General features: G+C 72.0%; 26 protein-coding genes. 16 read left to right on the forward strand and 10 right to left on the reverse strand.

The features are described from left to right. Positions 1 to 32: 32 nt before the first annotated feature. Positions 33 to 977, reverse strand: coding sequence for an RNA polymerase sigma-70 factor (locus tag KBX71_RS24090; protein WP_210820176.1), 945 nt, complete (start codon positions 975 to 977; stop codon positions 33 to 35). Between the two features lie 168 nt (positions 978 to 1,145). Here KBX71_RS24090 and KBX71_RS24095 point away from each other — a divergent pair, with 168 nt between their 5' ends. Further along, positions 1,146 to 1,739, forward strand: coding sequence for an HD domain-containing protein (locus KBX71_RS24095; RefSeq protein WP_210820177.1), 594 nt, complete (start codon positions 1,146 to 1,148; stop codon positions 1,737 to 1,739). A gap of 6 nt (positions 1,740 to 1,745) precedes the next feature. On the opposite strand, the gene KBX71_RS24100 is transcribed toward KBX71_RS24095, so the two are convergent. From KBX71_RS24100 to KBX71_RS24110, 3 genes are all read right to left on the reverse strand, one after another. Next, a complete protein-coding gene (locus tag KBX71_RS24100) occupies positions 1,746 to 2,966 on the reverse strand; it encodes an MFS transporter (RefSeq protein ID WP_210820178.1) in 1,221 nt (406 codons plus the stop codon). Positions 2,967 to 3,041: 75 nt separating this feature from the next. Further along, positions 3,042 to 3,521 (reverse strand): hypothetical protein, encoded by a 480-nt coding sequence (locus tag KBX71_RS24105; protein WP_210820179.1) that lies wholly within the window; start codon positions 3,519 to 3,521, stop codon positions 3,042 to 3,044. Positions 3,522 to 3,673: 152 nt separating this feature from the next. Beyond that, on the reverse strand, positions 3,674 to 4,276 hold the full coding sequence (locus tag KBX71_RS24110; RefSeq protein WP_210820180.1) for a TetR/AcrR family transcriptional regulator: 603 nt from the start codon (positions 4,274 to 4,276) through the stop codon (positions 3,674 to 3,676). Between the two features lie 138 nt (positions 4,277 to 4,414). Between KBX71_RS24110 and KBX71_RS24115 the strand changes: the two genes are divergently transcribed. The 4 genes from KBX71_RS24115 (at position 4,415) to KBX71_RS24130 (ending at position 7,867) form a co-directional block, all read left to right on the forward strand. Then, positions 4,415 to 5,434 (forward strand): aldo/keto reductase, encoded by a 1,020-nt coding sequence (locus KBX71_RS24115; RefSeq protein WP_210820181.1) that lies wholly within the window; start codon positions 4,415 to 4,417, stop codon positions 5,432 to 5,434. A gap of 48 nt (positions 5,435 to 5,482) precedes the next feature. After that, positions 5,483 to 6,037 (forward strand): Uma2 family endonuclease, encoded by a 555-nt coding sequence (locus tag KBX71_RS24120; protein ID WP_210820182.1) that lies wholly within the window; start codon positions 5,483 to 5,485, stop codon positions 6,035 to 6,037. 523 nt (positions 6,038 to 6,560) lie between these two features. Beyond that, positions 6,561 to 6,830 (forward strand): hypothetical protein, encoded by a 270-nt coding sequence (locus tag KBX71_RS24125; RefSeq protein WP_210820183.1) that lies wholly within the window; start codon positions 6,561 to 6,563, stop codon positions 6,828 to 6,830. Then, entirely contained in the window at positions 6,830 to 7,867 is a 1,038-nt protein-coding gene (locus tag KBX71_RS24130; protein ID WP_210820184.1) for a hypothetical protein, read from the forward strand. Before KBX71_RS24125 ends, KBX71_RS24130 begins: the two co-directional genes overlap by 1 nt. A gap of 47 nt (positions 7,868 to 7,914) precedes the next feature. Here the strand turns inward: KBX71_RS24130 and KBX71_RS24135 are convergent, their stop codons facing one another. Both KBX71_RS24135 and KBX71_RS24140 read right to left on the reverse strand, forming a co-directional pair. Next, a complete protein-coding gene (locus KBX71_RS24135) occupies positions 7,915 to 8,445 on the reverse strand; it encodes an SRPBCC family protein (RefSeq protein ID WP_210820185.1) in 531 nt (176 codons plus the stop codon). Further along, positions 8,446 to 8,757: a helix-turn-helix transcriptional regulator gene (locus KBX71_RS24140; RefSeq protein WP_210820186.1), complete on the reverse strand. Its 312-nt coding sequence runs from the start codon at positions 8,755 to 8,757 to the stop codon at positions 8,446 to 8,448. A 98-nt stretch (positions 8,758 to 8,855) separates the two neighbouring features. Here KBX71_RS24140 and KBX71_RS24145 point away from each other — a divergent pair, with 98 nt between their 5' ends. Then, positions 8,856 to 9,785, forward strand: a complete 930-nt coding sequence (locus KBX71_RS24145) for an LLM class F420-dependent oxidoreductase (protein ID WP_210820187.1) — start codon at positions 8,856 to 8,858, stop codon at positions 9,783 to 9,785. Positions 9,786 to 9,802: 17 nt separating this feature from the next. On the opposite strand, the gene KBX71_RS24150 is transcribed toward KBX71_RS24145, so the two are convergent. Next, positions 9,803 to 10,225 (reverse strand): hypothetical protein, encoded by a 423-nt coding sequence (locus tag KBX71_RS24150; protein WP_124818691.1) that lies wholly within the window; start codon positions 10,223 to 10,225, stop codon positions 9,803 to 9,805. Positions 10,226 to 10,411: 186 nt separating this feature from the next. Here KBX71_RS24150 and KBX71_RS24155 point away from each other — a divergent pair, with 186 nt between their 5' ends. Together KBX71_RS24155 and KBX71_RS24160 are read left to right on the forward strand one after the other, a co-directional pair. Next, a complete protein-coding gene (locus tag KBX71_RS24155; RefSeq protein ID WP_210820188.1) occupies positions 10,412 to 11,098 on the forward strand; it encodes a hypothetical protein in 687 nt (228 codons plus the stop codon). Continuing rightward, on the forward strand, positions 11,095 to 12,366 hold the full coding sequence (locus KBX71_RS24160; RefSeq protein WP_210820189.1) for an FAD-binding protein: 1,272 nt from the start codon (positions 11,095 to 11,097) through the stop codon (positions 12,364 to 12,366). The genes KBX71_RS24155 and KBX71_RS24160 overlap by 4 nt, the downstream gene beginning before the upstream one ends. Here the strand turns inward: KBX71_RS24160 and KBX71_RS24165 are convergent. Further along, entirely contained in the window at positions 12,351 to 13,496 is a 1,146-nt protein-coding gene (locus tag KBX71_RS24165; protein WP_210820190.1) for a site-2 protease family protein, read from the reverse strand. The genes KBX71_RS24160 and KBX71_RS24165 overlap by 16 nt on opposite strands. Positions 13,497 to 13,940: 444 nt before the next feature. Then, entirely contained in the window at positions 13,941 to 14,795 is an 855-nt protein-coding gene (locus KBX71_RS24170) for an alpha/beta hydrolase (protein WP_210820191.1), read from the reverse strand. Between the two features lie 151 nt (positions 14,796 to 14,946). Here KBX71_RS24170 and KBX71_RS24175 point away from each other — a divergent pair, with 151 nt between their 5' ends. Genes KBX71_RS24175 through KBX71_RS24190 form a run of 4 tightly spaced genes read left to right on the forward strand, consistent with a single transcriptional unit; the run spans position 14,947 to position 18,434 of the window. Continuing rightward, positions 14,947 to 15,846 carry an ABC transporter ATP-binding protein gene (locus KBX71_RS24175; RefSeq protein ID WP_210820192.1) on the forward strand — a complete coding sequence of 300 codons (900 nt, stop codon included), beginning with the start codon at positions 14,947 to 14,949 and terminating at the stop codon, positions 15,844 to 15,846. Position 15,847: 1 nt separating this feature from the next. Next, positions 15,848 to 16,648: an ABC transporter permease gene (locus tag KBX71_RS24180; protein WP_210820193.1), complete on the forward strand. Its 801-nt coding sequence runs from the start codon at positions 15,848 to 15,850 to the stop codon at positions 16,646 to 16,648. A gap of 26 nt (positions 16,649 to 16,674) precedes the next feature. Then, a complete protein-coding gene (locus KBX71_RS24185) occupies positions 16,675 to 17,805 on the forward strand; it encodes a sensor histidine kinase (protein ID WP_210820194.1) in 1,131 nt (376 codons plus the stop codon). After that, positions 17,802 to 18,434, forward strand: a complete 633-nt coding sequence (locus tag KBX71_RS24190; protein ID WP_196925200.1) for a response regulator — start codon at positions 17,802 to 17,804, stop codon at positions 18,432 to 18,434. The genes KBX71_RS24185 and KBX71_RS24190 overlap by 4 nt, the downstream gene beginning before the upstream one ends. Before the next feature lie 17 nt (positions 18,435 to 18,451). On the opposite strand, the gene KBX71_RS24195 is transcribed toward KBX71_RS24190, so the two are convergent. Further along, the gene (locus KBX71_RS24195; protein WP_210820195.1) at positions 18,452 to 19,363 is read right to left on the reverse strand and encodes a L,D-transpeptidase; all 912 of its coding nucleotides are present in this window, start codon (positions 19,361 to 19,363) and stop codon (positions 18,452 to 18,454) included. A 190-nt stretch (positions 19,364 to 19,553) separates the two neighbouring features. Here KBX71_RS24195 and KBX71_RS24200 point away from each other — a divergent pair, with 190 nt between their 5' ends. From KBX71_RS24200 to KBX71_RS24215, 4 genes are read left to right on the forward strand one after another with little or no spacing between them, the layout of a single operon-like run. After that, positions 19,554 to 21,200 (forward strand): ferric reductase-like transmembrane domain-containing protein, encoded by a 1,647-nt coding sequence (locus KBX71_RS24200; RefSeq protein ID WP_307847278.1) that lies wholly within the window; start codon positions 19,554 to 19,556, stop codon positions 21,198 to 21,200. Continuing rightward, on the forward strand, positions 21,200 to 22,663 hold the full coding sequence (locus KBX71_RS24205; protein WP_210820196.1) for an NADH-quinone oxidoreductase subunit NuoF family protein: 1,464 nt from the start codon (positions 21,200 to 21,202) through the stop codon (positions 22,661 to 22,663). Before KBX71_RS24200 ends, KBX71_RS24205 begins: the two co-directional genes overlap by 1 nt. Before the next feature lie 52 nt (positions 22,664 to 22,715). Continuing rightward, the gene (locus KBX71_RS24210) at positions 22,716 to 23,333 is read left to right on the forward strand and encodes a redoxin domain-containing protein (protein ID WP_247684021.1); all 618 of its coding nucleotides are present in this window, start codon (positions 22,716 to 22,718) and stop codon (positions 23,331 to 23,333) included. After that, positions 23,330 to 24,232, forward strand: coding sequence for a cytochrome c biogenesis CcdA family protein (locus tag KBX71_RS24215; RefSeq protein WP_307847279.1), 903 nt, complete (start codon positions 23,330 to 23,332; stop codon positions 24,230 to 24,232). The genes KBX71_RS24210 and KBX71_RS24215 overlap by 4 nt, the downstream gene beginning before the upstream one ends. The last annotated feature ends 87 nt before the right edge of the window (positions 24,233 to 24,319 follow it).

A 24,319-nucleotide genomic window follows, 5' to 3' on the forward strand; every position in this document is an offset into this window, starting at 1 on the left:
CGATTCCTGACAGGAGTTGGCTATGACCTGGGTCACCAGACGTGGAGGGTGGGTTCCTCGTGTTCGGAGGCGGACCACTGCCGGCTGGCGCGGACGAGCTTGTCGGGGTTGACCTGGTTGTGGATGGCCGTGACACCCTCGGGCGTCATCTCCAGCGACATCACGCCGATGACCCGGTCGTCGATCACGACCACCATCGCCGGAGCGCCGTTTGCGGTGGTGATGTGCACGGCGGGGCTGCCTCCGACCAGGTCCCGTTTGATGTCGGCGGGCTTGAACAGGCCACGCAGGAACTTAGCCACCGCCAGTGCGCCGACGATCGGTGTGGTCCGGGCCGGGATCTTGCCGCCGCCGTCGCCGAGGCTCGTCGCGTTGTCGGTCAACAGCTCCACCAGCCGCTGGATCTCGCCGTTGTTGGCGGCAGTGAGGAACTCCGCGACGATCTTCCGAGCGGCGGCCTGGTCGACCTCGGCGCGGGCCCGCTCCGCGGTGACGTGCTGCTTGGCGCGGTGGTAGGTCTGCTGGCAGTTCGACTCGGTGATGCCGAGGATCTCGGCGATCTCACCGTGCGAGTAGTCGAAGGCCTCCCGTAGCACGTACACCGCGCGCTCGTTGGGCGACAACCGCTCCAGCAGGGTGAGCACCGCCATCGAGACCGACTCGCGCTGCTCGGCGGTGTCGAGCGGACCGAGCATCCGGTCCCCGGCGAGGACCGGTTCGGGCAGCCACGTGCCCACATAGGTCTCCCGCCTGGCCCGCGCCGACGTCAGCTGGTTCAGGCACACGTTGGTGAGGACCTTCGTCAGCCACGCCTCCGGCGTCTCGACGTGCTCCCGGTGGGCGCCCTGCCAGCGCAGGAAGGTGTCCTGGACGGCGTCCTCCGCGTCGCTGGCCGAGCCCAGCAGGCGATAGGCGATCGCCTCCAGGCGGGCCCTGGAGTGCTCGAACACCTCGACCTCGTCCGGACTGAGCGGCATGACTAGACAGTATCCAGGCGGACGGCGGACGGGTCAGGGTTGGCTCGTGCGGGGCCGGAGACCCGATGGAACCCCTTCCCTGGTGCGGGGGAGCGTAGCCAAGACGAACCCGCTCTGGCTGCCCCGCGAGAGGGGCGGGGAGCGCGAGGTGGTCGTACCCTTGCCGCGGTGACGTCCGATTCGTTGCGCCGCGCGCTCACCGCCCCCGCGGACCCGCCGCTCCGGCCGTTGCCCGACCAGGTCGTGGCCCTGCTGGAGGCGCTGCACGCGCCGCCGCGCCTCGCCGCGCACCTGCGGGCCGTGCACGACGTGGCCGCACAGCTCACCGATGCGATGGCGCACCGGTTCCCGCAGCTCCCGTTCGACAGCGAGGCGGTGCTCTTCGGCGCCGCCACCCACGACATCGGCAAGGTTCGGCACCCGGAGGAGCTGTCCGGGCCCGGTTCCGCACACGAGCCCGCCGGATACGAGCTGCTGCTCCAGCACGGCGTCGCCGAGTCGTCGGCCCGGTTCGCGCGCGACCACGCGTCCTGGCGCCGGGACGGCGTCGGCGTCGACGACCTGCTGGTCAGCGTGGCCGACAAGGTGTGGAAGGGGAAGCGGGTCACCGACCTGGAGGAGTTGCTCGTGGACCGGCTGGCCGACGTCACCGGCCGCGAGCGGTGGTCGGTCTTCCTCGACCTGGACGAGATCCTCGACCAGATCGCCGCCGACGCGGACCGTCGGCTCGCCTTCCAGGCAACCCATCCGGTACGCGGGTGAACCCGGTCAGCGGCTCGCCGGACCCGTTCCCGCCGTTCGGCGCGGCGCCGGCGCGGTCGACGTCTCGTCGGACGGCGTCGACCGGTGGTGGAGCGTGGCCGCCACCACGGCGGTCAGGCAGATCGCCGTGGCGCCGATGAGCGGCGGGCGGGCGCCGAGGTGCACGGCCGCGGAGCCGAGGGGGATCGCCACGACGAGGGGCCCGAACATCGTGGTGTTGGCTGTCGCGGAGACGCGTCCCAGCAGCGCCGACGGCGTGTGGGTCTGTACGGCGGTCACCGCCGCGACCAGGGCCCAGGGCAGGCCGACGCCGATGACCACCGCTCCGACGACAGTGGCCGGCCACCACGGCAGACAACGGGCCAGGCAGCCGACGGCGAACAGCGTCGTACCGGCGACACCGACGGCATTGGCGCCTCTCGCCCCGATGAGCCGCCCGACGATCAGGCCACCGAGAACGGAACCGGCGCCCTGCGCGCTGGCCAGCACACCCAGGAACGTCGTCGGCAGACGCAGCTCGGTCACGACGATCGCGTAGATCCCGGCCGTCGTGAAGCCGGACATGGCGATCGACACCGCGGCGAGCACGATCGGCAGACGTGTCGCTCGCTGTCCGAACAGGACCACCAATCCGGTACGCGGGCCGCCGGCGCGTTCGGTGTGCTGGTCGGGAGGCGTCCGGCTCAGGCGGAGCACCGCGTACAGGATGGCGACCAGGACCGGCATGGCCGCGCTGAGGACGGCGGCCGCGTGGCCGCCGCGCCACGCGTAGAGGCCGGCCCCGGCCAGGGGAGCGACGAGCTTCATGCCCTCCTGCGCGCTGGAGCGCCACCCGTTGACGTCTCCGAGTTCGGTCGGTGCCACTGCCGACGGCAGCAGCGCCGTCTCGCCGGCGTCGATCAGCACGTAGCTGACGCCGTAGGCGCACGAGACGGCGAAGATGAGCCAGGTCTGCCCCGGCCCGCGCACCGCGAGGAGTGCCAGCAGGGCGGCGGCCAACATGAGGTTGACGGCGATGACCAGGGGCCGTCGGGGCGCCCGGTCGAGCAGGCCGCCCAGCCACGGGCCGGCGAGCACCGGGGCGTACACGCAGAGCCCGGCGAGGGCGGCGAGGCCGGTGGAGCCGCTGAGGTCCAGGATCCAGATGCCGGCGACCAGGGACATGGCGCTGCTGCCGAAGCCGGACAGCACTGAGATGGCCACGAACAGGCCCGCGTTGCGACGCATGAGCACTCCGAGTTGAGTCGAGGTGACTCACATCCTCAAGCTTGAGGTCGGCCTGGGCAATGCTGCTGCGCCTTGTCAACGGGAGGTTGACAAGGCGGCGTCGATCTTGGTCGCGACGGTTCGAGCGGGCGCGGGCAGTCGCTCGCCCGCTTCGGCGAGATCGGCGGCCAGGTGTAGGGCCAACGCGTACAGCGAGCCCGGGGCGGCATCCAGGGCGGCGTCGACAGTGCTGCGCACGAGTGCCGCTCGACGAAATCGGTCGTCCCACCGCTGGTCGGCACCGATCCACCGGCCGAGGTCGGCCACCGCCGTCCGCAGCGCCGCAATCTGCGGAGGCAGTCGGAGGTCACGTTGCTGCCGCCGCGACCACCCCGCCGCCACCAGCCGCTGTCGACGCTGTTCGGCGGCCTGCCGGCTGCCGAGGCCGAGTGCCGTCGCGATCTGCGCCCACGTCGCGCCGTCCTGGCGCGCGCGGTCGATGATCTCCAGCTCCTGCTCGTCCAGGCGAACGCGGGTAGCGCGAACCTCCGCCAACCGGGCCAGCTCCGACGTCATCTGTCAACGTTACATTGACATTGTCCGAGCCTCGACGGTGATCGTCCCGGGCGCGCGGACCATGAACACATCCACCTGACCGCAACTCGGCCACCGCCTCGACGTCCGCCGCCGAGGCCGGCCGAAGCTCCCAGTCCGCCATGATCAATAAGCTATCGCGGCCCGGCGCCCTGGCGTTGGCGCAGCCCCGCGACGAGGAGTTCGACCATGCGACGCGCGTCGTAGCGGGGTTCGCCGGCGCCGATGCAGAGATTGCCGACACCGCGCAGCAACTCGAAGGCGGTCACGTCGGGCCGGATCTCACCGGCCGCGATGGCGGCGTCGATCAGTTGGGCGCACACCGGCACGAGGCGGTCCAGGAAGTAGGCGTGCAGGGTCTCGAAGGCCGCGTTGTCGGACTGGAGCGCCTCGGCGAGGCCGTGCTTCGTGACCAGGAAGTCGACGAAGAGGTTGATCCATTGGGCGAGGGCGGCGTGCGGTGTGCCGCTGGCGGCCAGCAGCGCCGGGCCGGCCTCCGCGCATGCCTCGACCTGGTGCCGGTAGACGGCCACGATGAGGTCGGCGCGGGTCGGGAAGTGGCGGTAGATCGTGCCCACACCGACGCCGGCTCGGGCGGCGATGTCGCGTACCGGCGCGTCCACGCCCGAGGTGACGAAGGCCGAGGCGGCGGCTTCCAGCAGTGTCGCCTCGTTGCGCCGGGCGTCGGCCCGCTTCCGCGGGGTCGAGCGTCCTGATCCGCTGTCGATGTCGGCCACCGTGCCGTTACCCCCATCACTCGGCTTGGCAAACGGAACGCTGTTCCGTATTGTTCTTAGCGGAACGTGGTTCCACTTGCTCAGGATGCCAGAGCGGGTGGGGCCAGTGCCACCTCACCCTTCCGTGGAGGAGCAGCCATGCAGTACCGCACTTTGGGGCGCACCGGCGTCCAGGTCAGCACCCTCGCGCTCGGCGCGATGAACTTCGGCAAGCTGGGGCAGACCACCCAGGACGAGGCGACGGCGATCGTCGACGCCGCCCTGGAGGCCGGAATCAACCTGATCGACACCGCCGACATGTACAGCCAGGGCCAATCGGAGGAGATGGTCGGCAAGGCCATCGCCGGCCGCCGGGACGACATCGTGCTGGCCACGAAGGCCGGCATGCCGATGGGCGACGAGCGTAATCAGCGGAGCAGCTCGCGCCGCTGGCTGGTCACCGAGTTGGACAACAGCCTGCGCCGTCTCGGCGTCGACCACGTCGACCTCTACCAGATCCACAGGTGGGATCCGACCACCAGCGACGAGGAGACCCTGTCGGCGTTGACCGACCTGCAACGGGCGGGAAAGATCCGCTACTTCGGTTCCTCGACCTTCCCCGCGTACCGCATCGTGCAGGCCGAGTGGGCCGCCCGGGAGCACCACCTGAGCCGCTACGTGACGGAGCAGCCCAGCTACTCGATCCTGCAACGAGGAATCGAGGCCCACGTCCTGCCCGTCACCGAGCAGTACGGGCTCGGCGTGCTCGCCTGGAGCCCGCTCGCCTCGGGCTGGCTGTCCGGTGCGATCCGTGCCGGCCGGGAGATCACCACCAGCCGCTCGGTGCTCCTGCCCGCCCGCTTCGACCTCAGCGTCCCGGCCAACCAGGCTCGGCTCGACGCCGTCGAGCGGCTGGCCACCGTCGCCGACGAGGCAGGGCTCAGCATGATCCAACTCGCGCTCGGGTTCGTCACCGCCCACCCGGCCGTGACCAGCGCGATCATCGGCCCCCGCACCATGGAGCACCTGCACGCCCAGCTCGCCGCCGCGGACACCGTGCTCCCCGACGACGTGCTCGACGCGATCGACGCCATCGTCGCGCCGGGGGTAGACCTTGCCGCACACGAGAAGTTCGACACCCCGCCCGCCCTCCTCGACCCGGCGCGGCGGCGTCGCTGAGCCTTCGGGTGCGGTGCTCGACGCCGCTGGTCACCTAGGGTCAGACTCATGAGCGCTGAGGCTGTCGGCATGCACATGCCCGCCGTTGTGACGCTCGACGACGTGGCAGCGATGAACGCCGCAGATCCGAACGGTCACCGCTACGAGACCAGCCCCGAGGGGGTCCTGTCGGTCATGCCGCTGACCGATTCGGAACACGCCACGATCGCCAGTCGCCTCTTCGCCTGGTTGATCGTGGCGGGTTGGCCCGCCGAGCAGGTGCTTCAGGCAGTTGGTGTGCGCATCTCCGGACCGGACGGTGACGGTGGCCGCATCCCCGATGTGAGTGTCTGGCGTAAGCCGCCGTCCCGCAGCGTCTGGGCCGCGGTCGCCGACGTCGTACTCGTCGTGGAGATCGTCTCGCCGGGCTCGGAGGCGATGGACTCGGTGACCAAGGTCCGCGAGTACGCCTCGGCGGGGATCCCGCAGTACTGGGTCGTCGATCGGGACGGTGCGCAAACGGTCACCCTGCACCGGCTGAGCGGGGACGGCAGCTACGAGACGCGGGCGCGGATGCCGCTGGCCTGGCTGCTCCAGACCGCACCCGCCGACCATCTCGACTGAACGCCAGCGCCGCCGCCTCCGACGGCGCTGGTCGGGCCGTCGGTGAACCCGTGAAGCGGCCGGATCTGTCGACATCGTTCCGGCGTCCCGCGAGCCTCGCCGGGCGCTGTCGCAATCCGGACAAGACGGTAAAGCCCCTGGTAGAGCACCCTTGGGGCAGGTGGAGGTAGACGGGTGGCGGGCCACATCCCGATCTTCCGGCCCGGTGGGGACAACATCGTCCCCACCGGTGCCGCCCTCACCCAGCCCGGCCTCGAAGCCGTGGCGGTCGCGGCACAGCTGCCGTACCGATCGCACGTACGACAGGCCGTTGCTGCCACCGACACCCCTGCGGGCGCCCGCAGCGGTGCCTCCGCCCACCGGGACAAGGACGTCAGCACCGCCGGCAGTCAGGCGACGCCGCCCACCGGCCGTGCCATCCGTCCCCGTGCCCCACCGGCCTTTCGCACTGTGGACCCCGCCCGGGTCCGGCGTCGCTCATTCGCGCGCCGAGCCCTGGCGACCGAGCCAGAAAGGGCCCGACATGGCCGCTCCCACCGTGACCGCAGCCTTGAACGCATCCGTCTTCACGCCGGGTGAGCAGATGCTGCTGACCGTCACCTACTCAGACGCCGACACCAAACCGCTGACCGTCACCATCGTGGTCACCGACGCGCAGGGCAACAGCAGCGCGCCGGTCAAGGTCGCGGCGGTCATCGACCCGCTCACCGTGACCGTCACCGACAACTCCGGGCGTGTCTGGACCCGGGTTTCCGACAACGGCTCCGTGGCCGTGTATCGGTCGGTGGCGTGATGGCCCGGGTCACCGTCCAGGTCCGTGACGCCTCCGGCAACACCGCGACGGCCGCCGCCGACTACAGCCTGGGCCAACCCGTGCTCGGCGGCTACTACCTCTCCGGCGGCGCCGATCCGACCGCTGACATGGCCGGCGGCAACTTCCGGTCCCTCACCCAGTACCGCAGCTTCGCCGACGGCTACATCTTCCCCGGCTACAACCGGCCCTGGCTGGTCAGCCTGGGCAGGGCCGGGGTGCAGATGAACATGGTCCTTGAGCTGAAGCACTACGGCGCCCCGAACCAGGGGCCGCAGACCTTCACAGTGGACGTCACCAACTACACAGTGCCGGCGCCGTCGATGACCATCCAGCAGCGTCCCGGCACCACCTGGCCGAAGGCGTACGGGTACGGCCAGGTGCTCAAGGGCCAGTGTGACGGGCTCCTCCACCGCGCCCTGGCGCAGTATCGGCTGCTCGGTTTCGGGGTGAACATCCAGCTCGCCTCGGAGTTGGACACCGATCACGAGTTCGGCACCACCGAGGACGGCAAGGCGTACACCTGGGCCGAGTCGGACGCCCGGGCGGTGCAGGCGATGAACTACATCCTGACGTGGTTCAAGGCACGGACGCTGCCGGCCGGGACGACCTTCTCGGTGGGGCTGGGCGGCTTCGACCGGGCCTGCTTCCAGCGCACCCACCCGGAGTCGCTGATGTCCCGCCTCGACTATCTCCAGTGGAACGCGTACGCCACCAACGCCAGCCACACCGCGCTGGCCCGGTTCCGTCGCACCAAGGACTGGGCGGTGGCGGATCTCGGGCCGGTGGCGCTGTCCCGGCCCGTGATCATCGCCGAGTGGGGGGTCAGGTCGGCCGAGATCCCGAACCAGGCGGCCTGGATCGCCACCGTGCCGCCGGCGATCGCCCAGCTCAACGCCGAGCGGGGGCCACGGATCGTGCGAACCAACTACTTCAACTCCGGGTGGGGCACCCTGACGCCGAAGGCGGTCGGGTTGACAGCGCTCCGCGAGGCGTACGCCAAGCGGCCGTACGTCTGACCGGGTTCCGGCGGCTCCGGGCTCCGGGGCCGCCGGGACTGTACCGGTCAGCCCTCACCGAGCTGTTCGGCGTACGCGTCGCGCAGCTCGGGCCAGCCGAAGTCCTTGGCCTCCGCGCCGCGGATCGGGCCGACCGGGTCGCCGTCGAGCAGCCGGTCGGCCACGTCGAGGCAGAGGTGCCAGCCGGCCGCGACCATCGGCAGCATGCCCCGGTCGGCGAGGGTGTGCCGCAGGGTGAGCCGGGTGCCGCTGCCCTGCGGGCTCAGCTCCCAGCGCAGCAGGTCGTCGCCCCAGGTGTACTCCAACAGGTGCGGCGGCTCGGCCCGGCGTACCGTCGCCGGGTCCTCCTGGGTGGTCTCGCCGTCGACGAGGGTGAGCACGGCGGCGCCGGATTTGCCGAGATCGCGGTCGGCGAGGAACGGCGCCCACTGCGCGAGCTGCGCCGGGTCGGTCAGTGCCGCCCAGACGGTGGCTGGCGGATGCCGCAGGTCGCGGACGAAGACCAGTGTCGCGCCGTCGTCGACGGGCTCGGCGCGCACATCGGCGGGTGGGCTCGGGCGGAACGCGTCGCGGTCCATTCACTGCTCCTGACTGTCGAGGTGTCGTTCCAGGGCGTCCAGGTGTCGGGTCCAGAGCCGCCGGTACGGGTCGAGCCAGCTGTCGACGTCCCGCAGCGGGCCCGGGTCGAGGCGGTAGATCCGCTGTCGAGCGGCCGTTCGGCAGGTGACGAAGCCGGCGTCGCGAAGCACCCGCAGGTGTTTGGAGACGGCTGGCTGGCTGACCCCGAGCCCGTCGACCAGCTCGCCGACGCTGCGTTCGGCGTCGCGGAGCTGGTCGAGAATCCTGCGTCGGGTGGGCTCGGCGAGGACGGTGAAGACGTCGGTGGACACCTCCCCAATATGCCTCCTCGTTCATATGACTGTCAAAGCATACGACTGTCGGCGCCGTCCCGGCGCGGCACCGCCGACCGGCTCCCTATGCTCGGATCATGGAACTTCGGATCTTCACCGAGCCCCAGCAGGGCGCCAGCTACGACCAGTTGCTCGCCGTCGCCCGCTGCGCCGAGGACGCCGGCTACGGCGCGTTCTTCCGGTCCGACCACTACCTGATGATGGGTGACGTGAGCGGCGAACCCGGCCCCACCGACGCGTGGACCTCGCTCGCCGGCCTGGCCCGGGACACCAGCCGTATCCGGCTCGGCACGTTGATGACCGCCGCCACCTTCCGGCTGCCCGGCCCGCTGGCGATCACCGTGGCGCAGGTCGACCAGATGAGCGGCGGCCGGGTGGAGTTGGGCATCGGCACCGGCTGGTACGCCGAGGAGCACAGCGCGTACGGCATCCCGTTCCCGCCGCTGGCCGAGCGGTTCGACCGGCTGGAGGAGCAGCTCGCCGTCATCACCGGGCTCTGGTCCACGCCGCCGGGGGAGCGGTTCGACCACGACGGCCGGTACTACCCGGTCCGTGACTCGCCCGCCCTGCCCAAGCCCGTGCAGCAGCCGCGTCCACCGATCCTGCTCGGCGGGACGGGCCCGAAGCGCACCCCTCGGCTGGCCGCCCGCTACGCCGACGAGTTCAACCTGCCGTTCGCCTCGGTGCCGGACACGGCTGCGCAGTTCGACCGGGTCCGCGCGGCCTGCGTCGAGATCGGTCGGGACCCGGCCGAGATGGTGTGGTCCAACGCCCTGGTGCTCTGCTGCGGGCGCGACGACGCCGAGGTGGCCCGCCGGGCCGCCGCCATCGGCCGCGAGCCGGACGAGCTGCGGGCCAACGGTCTGGCGGGGACACCCGCCGAGGTGCTGGACACCATCGGCCGGTACGCGGAGATCGGCAGCGAGCGGCTCTACCTCCAGGTGCTGGACCTCAGCGACCTGGAGCACCTGGAGCTGGTCGCCAGCGAGGTGATGGCGAAGCTCTGAGGCGACCGCGCCTCCGGTCAGGCGCGGTGGACGCCCGTCCCGACCGCGTTCGGATCGCCCAGCACGGTGTCCAGACGCCCGTCGTGGTCAGTGTCCACATAGGTGATGTCCGGGATGCCGTCGCCGTCCACGTCGATCTGGACGACGTCGGCGACACCGTCACCGTCGAGGTCGGTGACCACCTCCACCGAGCCGTCCAGGTGGCGGGTCACTATCGACTGCGCGCCCGGAGCGCGCGGTGGCGGGCCGGGCGCCGGCACCGGCGTCGGAGCGGGCGCGGGTGCCGGTGTCGGTCGAGGGCCGGGAGTGGGCGACGGGTGGCTCGGAAACCCGCCGGCCGGCGGCCCGCTGGCCTGCTCGACCTCGGTGCCGGTCGGGTCCAGCTCCTCCTCGGAGGGGAAGACGTCACCTCGTGCGGCCGGATCGCGGTAGCTGCTCATGGGCGTAGGGTTCCCCGACGACGACGAGAACAACCGTGCCCGATCGACCGGTGTCCTTGGTGCCCGGTCTGGCGGAAGATGTCGGGACCGACGCCACGGTCATGAAACGGGGGTCCGAGCGTGGAATTGCGCCGGAATCGGGGGGCCCGTGCGCTCGCCCTGGTGTGCGTACTCGGTGGAGTGCTCTTGTTGGTCTATCCCAGCGACGGCGCCCTGTTACGAACGATCATCGCGGTGGGGGCGATCGCGCTCGGCGTTGTGGTGCTGGTCAGCGCTTTGCGGCCGTTCCGGTTCGGGATCCACGCGGACGGGCTCAGCATCCGGCGGCCCGGCCTGCGTCGGGAGATCCGGTGGGCCGAGGTCGCCACGCTGGTCCTCGACGAGCCGCCGCGACGCGACGGTTACGCGAAACCACCACGACTGTTGCTGGTGCCGGCGCAGGGTGTGCCGCGTGAGCTGGTGACCGCCCGCCACCCGCTCGACGGCCGCCCCGCCATCGAGCTGCTCGTCCTCGACCAGGTCCGCGAGCAGCCCGAGCAGGTGTCCGCCGCGCTCGCCCGCCATGCCGGAGACCGGTTCGTCGACCTGGTCGCGCTGCGTCGCGCCGCCTTCGAGGCCCCCGAGCTCACGGTCGGCCTGCGCGGCTACCAGATGGACCGGGTCGACCGGTTGATCCGACGCGGCCAGGACGCGCTGATGTCCGGGGACGCGTCGGCCCGGCAGGCGGCCCGGGGGGAGATCGAACGCGCCACCGCTGCCGGTCTGCCGATCGCCCAACGTGGTTACAGCACCTTCCAGACGGATACGGTTCTGGACGCCCTCGTCACCGCGTTGGCCGACCACCAGAGCACCGATCGGGAGACCGCCACATGACCGCGCAGGGATCGCACGCCGCGTCGACCACTGACGTTCCGCGCCGCAACTGGGCCGGCAACGTGCGGTACGCCGCGAAGGCGTTCCACCGGCCCACCTCCGTCGACGAACTGCGTCGGCTCGTCGACGGCAGCAGCCGGATCCGGGCGGTGGGCAGTGGGCACTCCTTCAACCGTCTCGGTGACACCGACGGCGACCTGGTCAGCCTCGCCGGGCTGCCCCCGGTCATCGAGGTGGACCACGAGCGGGGGCAGGTCACCGTGAGCGGCGCGCTGCGCTACGGCGACGTCGCCCGACAGTTGCACACCCAGGGGTACGCGCTGGCGAACCTCGCCTCACTGCCGCACATCTCGGTGGCCGGAGCGGTGGCCACCGCCACCCACGGCTCCGGCCAGACCCACGGCAACCTGGCCAGCGCTGTCGCCGGCCTGGAGCTGGTCACCGCCGACGGCGATCTGCTCCGGGTCGACCGCGACACCGACACGTTCGCCGGCATGGTGGTCGGGCTCGGCGCGCTCGGCCTGGTCACCCGCGTCACACTGGACGTCGTGCCGACGTTCGCGCTGCGCCAGTACGTACGCCTCGACCTCGACCGGACGGCGCTGGACGAGGCGCTCGGCTCGGCGTACAGCGTGAGTGTCTTCACCGACTTCCGTACGCCCCGGTTGCGTGAGGTGTGGCGCAAACAGCTGGCGGATCAGCCGCCACCCCCGGAGGACTGGCTGGGCACCACCGCCGCCGACCAGCCCCGGCACCCGGTGCTCGGGATGCCGGCGGAGAACTGCACCCCGCAGCTCGGCGAGCCGGGCCCGTGGCACGAGCGGCTGCCGCACTTCAAGCTCGGCTTCACCCCGAGCAGTGGCGACGAACTGCAGTCCGAGTACCACGTCGCGCGTACGGCGGCGGCCGACGCGCTCGCCGCGCTGGACGACGTGGCGGACCTGATCGCCCCGGTGCTGCTGGTGTCCGAGCTGCGTACCGTGGCGGCCGACGAGCTGTGGCTCAGCCCGAACTACCGGCGGGACAGCTTCGTGCTGCACTTCACCTGGGTCGACGACACCGCGGCGGTGCTGCCGGTGGTGGCCGCGGTGGAGGAGCGGCTGGCGCCCTTCGCGCCCCGCCCACACTGGGGCAAGGTCTTCGTCACCGACCCGGCCGAGTTGTCCACCCGCTACCCGAGGTACGCCGACTTCGCCGCCCTCCTGGCCGACCTGGACCCCAAGGGCACCTTCCGCACCGACGCCCTGGACCGCTACTTCCCCCGCTGACCGCCCTGGCCAACCAGGGTGCTGCGTTGGACGGCTCGGCTGATGTCGCTGGGGGAGACTATGCCGGTCAGGTGGCCGTCCTCGGTTATGACGAGGGCTCGGCCGTCGGCGCACTCGGTGAGCCGGGGGAGTAGGTCGTTGAGTTGTTCGCCGGGCTGGGCCAGCACCAGTTCGTCGGCCCGGCAGGCCACCTCGGCCAGCGTGGTCGAGGCCCGCCGCTCCGGCGGTACGCCCCGCACCCGGTCGACGGTGACCAGGCCGGTCGGCCGGCCGTCCTCGGTCAGCGGCAGCGCCGAATGCCGGTACGCGAACAGGTAGTTGTCGACGAAGTCCGCGACAGTCATCTCCGCCGAGGCGGTCTGCGGTTGCGAGGTCATCACGTCGCCCACCCGTATCCCGCGCAGCGCGTTGCCGGTGCGGGCCTGCCGTTCCTCCATCCCGGCCGCGCCGATCAGGAACCAGCCGATCAACGCCAGCCAGAGCCCACCGAAACCGACGCCGGACAGGAACTGCCACAGCCCCAGGCCGATCAGCAGCACACCCAGCACCCAGCCAGCCCGGGCGGCGACCACTGATGCCCGGGTCCGGTCGCCGGTCGCCTTCCAGACCGCGGCACGCAGCAACCGGCCACCGTCCAGGGGCGCGGCCGGCAGCACGTTGAAGACGGCCAGCAGCACGTTGATCCCCGCCAGCCAGGCCACCGCCCCGAACAGCAGCCCGTCCTGCCCGGCCAGCGCGAGCAACGCCGCGATGGCACCGAAGAACGCCCCGATCAGCAGGCTGACCAACGGGCCGACGCCCGCGATCCGCAACTCCGCGCCCGGGTCACGCGGCTCACCCCGCAGCTCGGCGACGCCACCGAACAGCCACAGCGTGATGCCGTCGACCTCCAGCCCGTTGCGTTTGGCGACGATCGCGTGCGAGACCTCGTGGGCGAGCAGGCCGACGAAGAAGACCACCGCCGCGGCCAGCCCGGCGACCGTGTACGCCACTGACGAGCGGTCGGGGTACGAGCGGGGGAACTGGTTCGCGGCCAACCCCCACGCGATCAACGCGAAGATGACCAGCACGCTCCAGTTGACGCCTACCGGAACCCCCGCGACCCGGCCAAGCCGGAAACTGGCCCTCATCCCACCGAGATACCCCAGGCGGGCCCGCCCATGCCAAACCCGGCTGAGCCGCCTTCTCAGGTAGGCGATCATCGGCTCTGGCCTACCGCGCTGCTTCCAGCTCTACATCGGGCTCGAAGCCGCCGCACCTGACCGGCGTTGACGTTCGGCAACTGACGCCAGCTTCACTTTGAGCGTGATGACTCTGAGGCATATTGATGCCTCAGAGTCATCACGCTCGTTGGCACCCCTCTCCTCAGCTCCGGTCCTCCTCAGCCGCCGCCCTCCGCCCCCTGACCCGTCGATCACGGAGTTGCGGAGGGCGACGATAGCTGGCAAATCATCAGCTAAGAGGCACCCCGAGTACGTGATCGTCAAGGAAGCGCTGCGCCGGTGGCAGTCGGCGCAGGCCCGCGCCCGCAACGAGCGGTGCCAGGCCCGATGAGCGAACGCTTGGTAATGCGTTCAGCGGCGGGGGGTCTCGCTGGCGATGGTCATCTCCCGAGGTAGGGCCGCCGCGCGCAGCGCCCAGTCCAGCGCGTAGTCGGCGATCTGCTCCCAGCCGTCCTGGCCGACGGTGAAGTGTGACCGGCCGGCGAACTGCTCGTACGCGGTGAGGGCCCGGGACTTCTGGTAGAGCCCGGCGTTGGCGCGGACCACCGACGCCGGCACCACGTGGTCGACCTCGCCGGCCATCAGGAGCAGCGGTGCCCGGTCGTTGCGCCCGAAGTCGACCCGGGCCGGCGAGCGCGGGTCGAGGTTGGCGAAAGCGCCCTCGAAGAAGACCCGTCCGGCGCCGGGGACGGCGTAGCGCTGCCAGGCCCGGTCGGAGTCCTCGCGGCTCATCGTGTTGCCGAAGGCGTAGGCGAAGTCGTCCGGGGTGAACGGGACGGCCTTGTTCCGGTTGGCGGGGCTGCGCAGGATCGGGAAGCCGGAGCGCAGCTGACTCAGCGGCACCTTGAGCACCCCCTTGATCGCTGCGGGGTGCACTCCCACCACCGCCGCGCCGAGACCCCGGTCGGCGAGGACCTGGGCGAACAGACCGCCGAACGAGTGCCCCATGATGATCGGCGGTCGCGGCAGCGCCCGGATGATCTTGTCGTAGTGCGCGACGATCGTGGCCATGCTCTGCTCGGCGATCGGGCCGGGGTCGTCGCGCAGCTGCTCCACGGACCGGTCCATGCCGGGCCAGGCAGGGGCGATGACGTGCATGCCGCGCTCGGTGTACCGCTGGGCCCAACCCTCCCAGCTGCGTGGCGTCATCCAGAGTCCGTGGATCAGCACGACCGTGTCGACCTGACCCTGCGGCGTGGCACCCATCGCGTCCTCCCGGTGTCGCGGCGTTCGGCCCGGCGGTTACCCGCTGTCGGGCCGGGAAACCCTCCGGGAAACGGCCCCCTGACAAATGTCACGGTCGGGGCGTGACGACCGCTCCGGGCATCGGGGTACGCGCTGCCGGAGCATCAGTGACATGACCAGTACGCATCCGGCCGTCGAGTTGGACGGCCTCACCAAGAGCTTCGGCGCTGTCACCGCTGTCGACGGGTTGAGCCTACGGGTACAGCCCGGCGAGGTGGTGGCGTTCCTCGGCCCGAACGGCGCGGGCAAGACCACCACCATCGACATGCTGCTCGGGCTGTCCCGCCCGGACACCGGCACCGTTCGGGTCCTCGGCGGCACCCCGGACGACGCGGTGGCCCGAGGTCGGATCGCGGCCGTGCTCCAGACCGGTGGGCTGCTCAAGGACCTGACAGTGGGCGAGACGGTGCGGATGACCGCCTACTTCTACCGGCACACCCGCCCGGCGGCGGAGGTGCTGGAGCGAGCCGGTATCACCGACATCGCCGACCGGGTGGTCGGGCGCTGCTCGGGTGGTCAGCAGCAGCGACTGCGCTTCGCGTTGGCCCTGCTGCCCGACCCGGACCTGATGGTGCTCGACGAGCCGACCACAGGCATGGACGTCGAGGGTCGGCGGGACTTCTGGCAGGCCCTACGCCGCGACGCTCGGGGCGGGCGGACGGTCATCTTCGCCACCCACTACCTGGACGAGGCGGACGCGTACGCCGACCGGATCGTGCTGGTCCGGCAGGGGCGCATCGTCGCCGACGGCACCACCGCCGAGATCAAGAACCTGGCCGCCGGCCGTACGGTGCGGGCCACCCTGCCCGGCGCCGACCAGGCCGCCCTCGCCGCGCTGCCCGGGGTGGACGCCGTGGAGGTGCGCGGCGACAGCGTGCTGGTGCGGACCGGCGACTCGGACGCGATCGCCCGGCACCTGCTGACCAGGACCGCCGCCCGGGACGTCGAGATCACCTCCCGCAACCTCGAGGACGCCTTCCTCGCCCTGACCACCGCGCAGACCGGAGCCTGAGATGACCACCTCCACCCCCACCCGCGCCGGTGCCCCCGCGCCGGACCGTCGGCTGCCCGCGCTGGGCGGGTTCGCCCCGGGCGCCCTGCTCATCGAGCTGCGCCGGGTGCTGCGCAACCGCCGCACCCTCGCCTTCACGCTGATCATGCCGGGCGTCTTCTTCCTCATCTTCGGCCTGCCGCAGGGCGGGCAGTCACTGGACAACGGTCGGCCGGTGACGGCGTACGTCATGGTCAGCCTGGCCGTGTACGCGGCCATGGTGGCGACCACCAGCGTCGGTGGTGCGGTGGCCACCGAGCGGGCGCTGGGTTGGAGCCGGCAGCTGCGGCTCACCCCGCTACGCCCGGCGGCGTACGTGGCGACGAAGCTGATCACCGCGATGAGCCTCGGTCTGTTCGCGGTCGTCGTCGAGTTCCTGGTGGGTGCCGTGGCCGGCGTCCGCGTCCCGGCGTACGTCTGGCTGCTGTCCGGGCTCGCCGCCTGGGTCGGCTCGCTGGTCTTCGCCGCGTTCGGTCTCTTCATCGGCTACCTGGCGCCGGCGGAGAACGTCATGCAGATCATCGGCCCGGTGCTGGCGGTGCTGGCCATGTTCGGCGGGCTGTTCGTCCCGGTCGAGGTGCTGCCGGACGTGCTCCAGCAGGTCGCGAAGTTCACCCCGGTGTACGGCATGGGTGTGCTGGCCCGCGCCCCACTGACCGGTGACGGAGTGAGCATGGCGGCGGTGGCCAACCTCGTCGTCTGGGCGCTGCTCTTCGGCGTCGGCGCGGCCCGGCTGTTCCGCCGGGACACCGCGCGGGTCTGACCGGCCGGGCCGATAGCGTGATCCCGATGGACCTGTCGACGGGGCAACCCTGGCCGGTGAGCCGCCACTGGCGGTTCATCGGCTGGCTGCTGGCCGCCGTCTGGCTGTTCTTCCTCAACGTGCCGCTCGCCACCGCCCTGCACCAGCCGGAGCTGTGGCGGCGGGTCCTCGGCGTGGTGGCCATTGTCGTCTTCGGCGTCGGGTACGTGCTGCTGTTCCAGTGGGCCCGCAAGCTGCGCCAGGCCCTGCTGCCGATCCCGGCGGGCCGGGCGCGGGCCGGGTTGGCGCTGCTGCTCGCGGTGGGCCTGGCCAGTCTCCCGGGCACCAGCGGGGACTGGCTGGCCACCCTGGTCTACGTGGCCGCGGCCGCGGTGTTCCTGCTGCCGCCGTGGGAGTCGTTGGCCGCCGTGGTGCTCTGCGCCGTGACGCCCGCGCTGGCGTCCTGGCTGGTGCCGGGGTGGGAGGCGGAGAACGGCATCGTCTTCGCGGTGCTGCTCGCCTCGTTCGCCATGTTCGGGGTGTCCCGGCTGGCCCAGCGCAACAGCGAACTCCGGGCCGCCCAGCAGGAGATCGGTCGGCTCGCGGTCGCCGAGGAGCGGGCCCGCGCGGCCCGCGACCTGCACGACATCCTCGGGCACTCGCTGACCGTGGTGGCGATCAAGGCCGAGTTGGCCGGACGTCTGATCGAGGTCGACCGGGAACGGGCCGCCGCCGAGATTGCCGAGGTGGAGGCGTTGGCTCGGGCCGCGCTGGCCGACGTACGAAAGACGGCCGGCGCGTACCGCGAGGTCAGTCTCGCCGCGGAGCTGGCCGGCGCCCGCTCGGCGCTGGCCGCGGCGGGCATCGCGGCCGACGTGTCGACCGAGGTGCCGGACCTGCCGGAGGAGTGGGACAGGTTGTTCGGCTGGACGGTACGGGAGGGCGTGACGAACGTGGTCCGGCACAGCGGGGCGCGGTGCTGCCTGATCCGGGTGCACAGGGATCAGGTCGAGATCAGTGACGACGGTCGTGGCCCGTCCACTCCCGATGCGAGCGGGCACGGGCTGGTCGGCCTGCGGGAGCGGGCGCGGCGGCTGGACGCGGTGGTGACCGTCGGTAGTCGACCGGCGGGCGGCGGTTTTCTGCTGCGGGTGCACGCGCCGGGGGAGGCCCGGTGAGCGCGTTGCCCACGCCGATCCGGCTGCTGCTCGCCGATGACCAGGCGCTGGTCCGGGGTGCGCTGGCCGCCCTGCTCTCGCTGGAGGAGGACCTGACAGTTGTCGCCGAGGTCGGCCGGGGCGACGAGGTGGTGCCCGAGGCCCGACGCAGCGCCCCCGACGTCGCCCTGCTGGATGTGGAGATGCCCGGCCTGGACGGGATCGCCGCCACCGCGGCGTTGCGGGCCGCGCTGCCGACCTGCCGGGTGCTTGTGGTGACCACCTTCGGTCGACCCGGTTACCTGCGGCGGGCGATGGAGGCCGGAGCGAGCGGTTTCGTGGTCAAGGACACCCCGGCCCGACAGCTCGCCGACGCGGTCCGCCGGGTGCACGCCGGCCTGCGGGTGGTCGACCCGACGCTGGCCGCGGAGACCCTCGCCGCCGGGGTCAGTCCGCTGACCGAGCGGGAGACCGAGGTGCTGCGGACCGCGCGCGGCGGCGGCACGGTCGCCGACCTGGCCCGGGCGCTGCACCTGTCCGAGGGGACGGTACGCAACCACCTGTCCGCGGCGATCGGCAAGACCGGTGCCCGTAACCGGGCCGACGCGATCCGGGTCGCCGAGCAGAACGGCTGGCTGCTCGGCGAGTGACCGCGCAGCGTCGGCGCTCAGGCGGTCGGCGGCGGGGCGGCCAGTTGGTCGACCACGACGACGCTGCTGCCGGGGCGGACCTCGGCGAGCAGTTCCCGCTGACCGCTGCGGGTCAGCCGGATACAGCCGTTCGTGGTGTTCTCGCCCAACTCGCCGTCGTGCTGCCAGGTGTGCACCCCGATGTGCGCGCCCTGCAGTCCGGACGGCACCGACTCCGGGTCGTCGGGCACCGAACCGAGAGCGTAGATGTCCACTCCGCCGTAGACCTCCTCCGGCGGTGGGGTGCGGCCCAGGATGAAGGTCCGCCCGAGTGGAGTCTCCTGGCCCGACTGGCCGAGGCTGACCTCCCAGGAGCGCACCGCCTTGCCGGCCCGGTACCAGGTGAGCCGGTGGACCTTGCGTTCGACCACGATCTGGTCGCGCAGCGGCACCGTCTCGAACCCGCCGGGAGGCAGCCAGGCGAGTCGTCGGTTGGCCGAGGGCAGCAGGACGGCGGTCCAGCCGGCACGCCGTTGGGCGATCGGCATGGTCAGCTCGACACCGCGGATCGTCGGTTCGAGGAAGGCGCGCGGACGACCGCCGGGCGCGTCGTACGCGGCGATGCGTCTGATCGGGTGCGCGCCCTCGGTCAGCGGCGTGACGTCCATGCTGGCCGGATCGGCGGGGAACCCACCGGGCGCGGGGTCGTAGTCGACCACGGCCAGGCCGTCCGGGGCGGGCGCGGCCGGGGGGATCGACTCCTCCGGGCTCTGCTCCACACTGCTCGGAGTCGGGTCGGCGGCCACCACGTTGCGGTCGTCGGGGGCCGTCGAACTCGGGGTGAGGGCCTGGCCGACCAGCAGCGCGGTCACCAGCAGCGCGGGTACGCCGATGGCGGCGGCCACCCAGACGCCGCGACGACGGGACGGAGTCTTTCGGTCAAACTGCACGAAACCACTCTATGGTGGCGGATGCTTCGGGGCCCCCGGTTCGGCGAGACCCGTGGTCCAAATCGGTGGGTGGGAGCGGGCACAACGCACGGCTGCGCCCCTCGGTTCGAATTCGGCAGAGAAATTTCCGTCGGCGGGTGATCCGCGCGCCCCGCCGGTCCGTACTGGATGGGGGAGCAGGGGTCGGCCGGTGGTACGCCGCCGCGAGACGATCGAGGAGCAGATGGCCCGGGCACAGCAGGACAACAAGGCGGCGACCGTCCGGACCAGCGCCAGCAGTCGGGGGGTGCGGACCCCGTCCCGGTCGGCGGGCACCCTGCTGATCGCGTCGCTGCTCGCCGCGCTCTGGGCGGCGGTCATGCTGACCGGCGCCGGTCAGACGGCGTACGCGTACGGCTTCTTCTTCACCGAGTTCTTCGCCGGGGTTGTCTCCCTGGTGACGCTGAGCCTCACCGTGATGCTCGGTCTGCTCGCCACCGACCGGCTGGTGCTGCGCATCTCGCACCGGGTGCTGATGCAGTCGGCGCACCGCGCCACCGGCGTGCTGGGCGTGGCCGGGCTCGGTTTCCACGTCCTCACCAAGATCGCCACCGGGCGGGCGGCCGCGACCGACGCGCTTGTGCCGTTCGTCGGCGGCCGAGGGCTCTACGTCGGGCTCGGCACGGTGGCCGCACTGCTGATGGTCAGCGTGATCTGGACCGGCATCGTCCGGGCCCGCTTCGCCGACGTCGGTCCGAAGTGGCTGTGGCGCACGCTGCACTCCGCCGCGTACCTGGCCTGGCCGTTCGCTGTCTTTCACGGCCTCAACGCCGGTCGGGCCGCAGCGCCCTGGGTGATGTTCAGCTACCTCGGCTGCATCTTGCTGGTGGTGCTGGCCCTGCTGGTCCGGTTCTCGGTCACCATCGGTCGGCGCAGCCGTGAGCAACACCAGGCTGCGGTGCGCAACGCGGTGATGGTAGGCCGGGCCGAGGAGGCGAAGACCGCCCGATCGCTCCTGGCCGGGTTGGGTCGGCGCAGCAAGGCCGCCGACAAGCGTCCCGCCTGGGCGGAGACCACCACCGCCACCTGGGCCGCGCCGGCCGCGCGGCGTGACCCCGAACGGTTCACCGTCCCCGTGGTGCCCGAGCCCGGCTCCCTCGTCGAGCCGACCCGGCCGAGCCGACGTCGACGGGAGGAGGAGCCGGCGGCCCGCCGCGACACCGAACGGTCCTCGCGCAGCCGGCGTACCGAGGAGACCACTACCAGCCGATCGGCCCGCCGCAGCGTGGAGGACACCGGCACGTTCAGGCGCGACGAGGAGGAGTTGGAGCCGGTGACCCGGCGGCGCGGCTCCCGCACCCGCGACGAGGCTGTTCCGACCGGGCGGCGACGCGCCGACGAGCCGGCCGCCGAGCGGTCCCGTCGCCGGTCCCGCAGCGAGGACGAGGGCAGTCGTTACTCGGCACCGCCGCAGCCGACCCTCGCCGAGCCCGAGGAGCCGTGGGACAGCCCGCGTCGCTGGCAGGCCGACGACCCCATCTCCGCCGGCCCGATCTCCGTCGAGCCGATCTCGGCCGGCCCGGTCTCCAGCAGCCCGATCTCGTCGGCGCCGCGCAGCGGCAGCGGCCGACACAGCGTCGAGGACGACCTGCCCGAGGAGCCGGACTACTGGCGCCCGCCGGCCCGGTACGTGCCGGACGAGGTGCCGCCGCCCGTCGACGACACCCCGACCCTTGTCGACCTGGCGTCCCGCCGTGCTCGACGGGCAGCCGGCGAGGGCAAGTCCAAGCGCCGCAAGGCCAGCGCCGACGCGGTGGACGGGGCGTACTGGGCCGGACTGCGGGGTGAGGCGAAGTGATGCGGACCGCCGTGCCACCGGTCGCCTGCGTGGGCGAGCCGCGGCTCACCGCCGGCTTCGCCGAGTACGGCCGACTCGACCTGCTCGCGCACGAGGAGGTGCACGGACCCATCGGCCCGATGGAACCGGCACAGCTGCTCCAACTCGCCGAGGGCATGCAGCTCAAGGGCAAGGGCGGGGCGGGGTTCCCGTTCGCCCGCAAACTGCGCGCGGTGCTGGAGTCCTGCAAGCGGCAGGACCTCGCGGCCGTGGTGGTGGTCAACGCCACCGAGGGGGAGCCGGCCAGCTGGAAGGACAAGGTGCTGCTGACCCGCGCCCCGCACCTGATCCTGGACGGCGCGGCGCTCGCCGCGTACGCGCTGGACGCCGACGAGATCGTGATCGGTGTGGCGGACGACGGGGTCGGCCGGGACTCGCTGATGGAGGCCCTCGAAGAGCGCCGGATGCCGGTGCAGACGACGATCGTCACAGTGCCGCACCGGTTCATCTCCGGTGAGGGTGGCGCACTTGTCAACGGGATCAACGGGCTGCCGCACATCCCGCCGGGCACCAAGAAGCGTTCCAGCGACTCCGGGGTCAGCGGCCTGCCCACCCTGCTGTCCAACGCCGAGACGTACGCCCAGCTCGCCGTCGGCGCCCGACTGGGCCCGTACGAGTACGCGGCGCTCGGCACCGACGACGAGCCGGGCACCGTGCTGCTCACCGTGACCGGCGTGGCGGGCCGACCGGCCGTTGTGGAGTGCACCGCCGGCATGCCGCTGCGTGACGTCCTCGATCTCTGCGAGGTGCCGGACGTCCAGGGCATCCTGATGGGCGGCTACCACGGCAAGTGGATCACCCCGGAGGCGGCGGAGAAGGCCGAGGTCTCCCGCAAGGGCCTGGCCGCTGTCGGCGGCACCCTCGGTGCGGGCATCATCGTCCCGCTCGGTGTCGACACCTGCCCGCTCGGTGAGGCCGCCCAGGTGGTGCGCTACCTGGCCGGCGAGTCCGCCGGTCAGTGCGGCCCGTGCAAGATGGGGCTGCCGGACCTGGCCCGCGCGGTGGACCTGGCCGTCGCCGGCAGCCAACCGGCCGACGTGGTGCGCGCTGCCGCCGGCGAGGTGAAGGGCCGGGGCGCGTGCAGCCATCCGGACGGCACCGCCAGGTTCGCGCTCTCCGCGATCGAGGTCTTCACCGAGGACCTGCGGCTGCACAGCACCGGCGACGGTTGTGGCCGACGGGTCAAGGGCGTTATGGGGCTGCCCGGCGCACCCGACGCGAACCCGCAGAAGCTCACCCTGGACTGGTCGCGCTGCGACGGGCACGGCCTGTGCGCGCACGTCGTACCGGACTTCATCCGGCTCGACGCGAACGGATATCCCGCCTTTCCCGCCACCCCGGTGCCGACCTGGCTGCGGGAGGGCGCGCTGAAGGCGGTCAAGGTCTGCCCGGAGCTGGCGCTGCGGCTGGCCAAGGCCGAGTAGCGAAGCCTCAGGTCCAGCAAGGGTCCCTTCCGGACCGGAAACGGAGAAGCGGATGCGGATCGGCATGGCGTGGACAGGGGCCGGGCGACTACGCCGCGCGGCGACCGCCGGGGCGCTCGTGGTGGCCCTGTTCGGCGTTGCCGCCTGCACCGGCACCGCGCCGGGTGGGCCCGTCGCCGCCGGATCGGCCCCCGCCTCGACCGGCGCCCCGCCCGCCCCGACCGGATCGGCGACCGGCGGGCCACCCGCCGCCCCGGCGCAGGTCCCGGACGTGCTCCGCTTCACCGGGACCACCCTCGGCGGGGCCGCGTTCGACGCGGCACAGCTCGCCGGCAAACCGGTGGTGCTGTGGTTCTGGGCGCCGTGGTGCGCGACCTGCGCCAGCCAGGCCTGGACGGTTGCCGAGATCGCACCCAAGTATCGGGACACCGTGCCGATCGTCGGCGTCGCCGGGCTGGGCGAGCGGAAGGCGATGAAGGAGTTCGTCACCGAGTTCGACCTCGGCGGCACGCCGCAGATCGAGGACAGCAAGGGCGCGCTCTGGAAGCGGTTCAAGGTGACCGAGCAGAGCATCTTCGTGATCATCGACCGGAGCGGCACTGTCGTCCACGAGGGCTTCCTGGACGGTGAGGCGCTCACCGCCAAGGTCGCCGCACTGGCCGGGGCGTGAGTGCCACACTGCTGCTCGCGCTGACCGCCGGCATGCTCGGCGCGGTCAACCCGTGCGGCTTCGCGTTGCTGCCCGCGTACCTCTCGCTGTTGGTCGCCGGGAAGTCGGACACCCGCGGCGCGGTCGGCCGCGCGCTCACCGCGGCGGCCGGGCTGACAGTGGGGTACGTGCTGGTGTTCGGCGCATTCGGCCTGGCGCTCGCGCCGCTGGCCGGCTGGCTGCGGCCCCGGCTGCCGTGGCTGACAGTGGCGCTCGGTGTGCTGCTGGTCGTGGCGGGCTGCTGGTTGCTCGCCGGCCGTCGGCTGCCCGCCCCCGGCTGGTCCGCCCGCGCACCCCGGCTGACCCGGACCTGGCCGTCGATGGCGCTGTTCGGCGCGGCGTACGCGTTGGCGTCGCTCGGCTGCGCCATCGCACCGTTCCTGGCCATCGTGGTGACCAGCCTCCAGGCCGGCTCGACCGGTCAGGGGTTGGCGCTGTTCGGCGCGTACGCCCTCGGGATGGGTCTGGTGGTCGCGGTTGCCGCGCTCGGGGTGGCGCTGCTGCGCGACGGTCTGGTGGCCCGGCTGCGCGTCGCCGGGGCGCTGGTGCCCCGCCTCAGTGGCCTGGTGCTGCTGCTCGCCGGCGGCTACGTCGCCTGGTACGGCTGGTACGAGCTACGCCTCGCTGCCAACCCCCGCGACGCCCTCAAAGACCCGGTAATCCAAGCGGCGTCCCAGCTCCAACAAACCCTGACCAACACCCTGGACTCGGTCGGCCCAATCCTGCTCGTAGCCGCCCTGGCGGCCCTCCTGCTGACCGCAGCCCTGGCGAAGCGCTCCCACCCCCGCGCCCGCCCCGTTGATCATGAAGTTATTGCCACGACACGCCGCTTGGGGTCAAGGGTTGAGTGCAATCGTTAGGGCGCGATGACTTCCGCGAGGCGTTGGGTTGGGGTGGCCCAGCCCAGCGTTTCGCGGGGTCGGGTGTTGAGTTCGTGGGCGATGTTG

The sequence above is a fragment of the Micromonospora sp. D93 genome (assembly GCF_018070365.1).
Taxonomy (GTDB): Bacteria; Actinomycetota; Actinomycetes; order Mycobacteriales; family Micromonosporaceae; genus Micromonospora; species Micromonospora ureilytica.

Coding starts and splice junctions, on each gene's coding strand:
- KBX71_RS24090 (WP_210820176.1), bottom strand. CDS start 977: ATGCCGCTCAGTCCGGACGAGGTCGAGGTGTTCGAGCACTCCAGGGCC.
- KBX71_RS24100 (WP_210820178.1), bottom strand. CDS start 2,966: ATGCGTCGCAACGCGGGCCTGTTCGTGGCCATCTCAGTGCTGTCCGGC.
- KBX71_RS24105 (WP_210820179.1), bottom strand. CDS start 3,521: ATGACGTCGGAGCTGGCCCGGTTGGCGGAGGTTCGCGCTACCCGCGTT.
- KBX71_RS24115 (WP_210820181.1), top strand. CDS start 4,415: ATGCAGTACCGCACTTTGGGGCGCACCGGCGTCCAGGTCAGCACCCTC.
- KBX71_RS24120 (WP_210820182.1), top strand. CDS start 5,483: ATGAGCGCTGAGGCTGTCGGCATGCACATGCCCGCCGTTGTGACGCTC.
- KBX71_RS24125 (WP_210820183.1), top strand. CDS start 6,561: ATGGCCGCTCCCACCGTGACCGCAGCCTTGAACGCATCCGTCTTCACG.
- KBX71_RS24130 (WP_210820184.1), top strand. CDS start 6,830: ATGGCCCGGGTCACCGTCCAGGTCCGTGACGCCTCCGGCAACACCGCG.
- KBX71_RS24135 (WP_210820185.1), bottom strand. CDS start 8,445: ATGGACCGCGACGCGTTCCGCCCGAGCCCACCCGCCGATGTGCGCGCC.
- KBX71_RS24145 (WP_210820187.1), top strand. CDS start 8,856: ATGGAACTTCGGATCTTCACCGAGCCCCAGCAGGGCGCCAGCTACGAC.
- KBX71_RS24150 (WP_124818691.1), bottom strand. CDS start 10,225: ATGAGCAGCTACCGCGATCCGGCCGCACGAGGTGACGTCTTCCCCTCC.
- KBX71_RS24160 (WP_210820189.1), top strand. CDS start 11,095: ATGACCGCGCAGGGATCGCACGCCGCGTCGACCACTGACGTTCCGCGC.
- KBX71_RS24165 (WP_210820190.1), bottom strand. CDS start 13,496: ATGAGGGCCAGTTTCCGGCTTGGCCGGGTCGCGGGGGTTCCGGTAGGC.
- KBX71_RS24170 (WP_210820191.1), bottom strand. CDS start 14,795: ATGGGTGCCACGCCGCAGGGTCAGGTCGACACGGTCGTGCTGATCCAC.
- KBX71_RS24175 (WP_210820192.1), top strand. CDS start 14,947: ATGACCAGTACGCATCCGGCCGTCGAGTTGGACGGCCTCACCAAGAGC.
- KBX71_RS24180 (WP_210820193.1), top strand. CDS start 15,848: ATGACCACCTCCACCCCCACCCGCGCCGGTGCCCCCGCGCCGGACCGT.
- KBX71_RS24185 (WP_210820194.1), top strand. CDS start 16,675: ATGGACCTGTCGACGGGGCAACCCTGGCCGGTGAGCCGCCACTGGCGG.
- KBX71_RS24205 (WP_210820196.1), top strand. CDS start 21,200: ATGCGGACCGCCGTGCCACCGGTCGCCTGCGTGGGCGAGCCGCGGCTC.
- KBX71_RS24210 (WP_247684021.1), top strand. CDS start 22,716: ATGCGGATCGGCATGGCGTGGACAGGGGCCGGGCGACTACGCCGCGCG.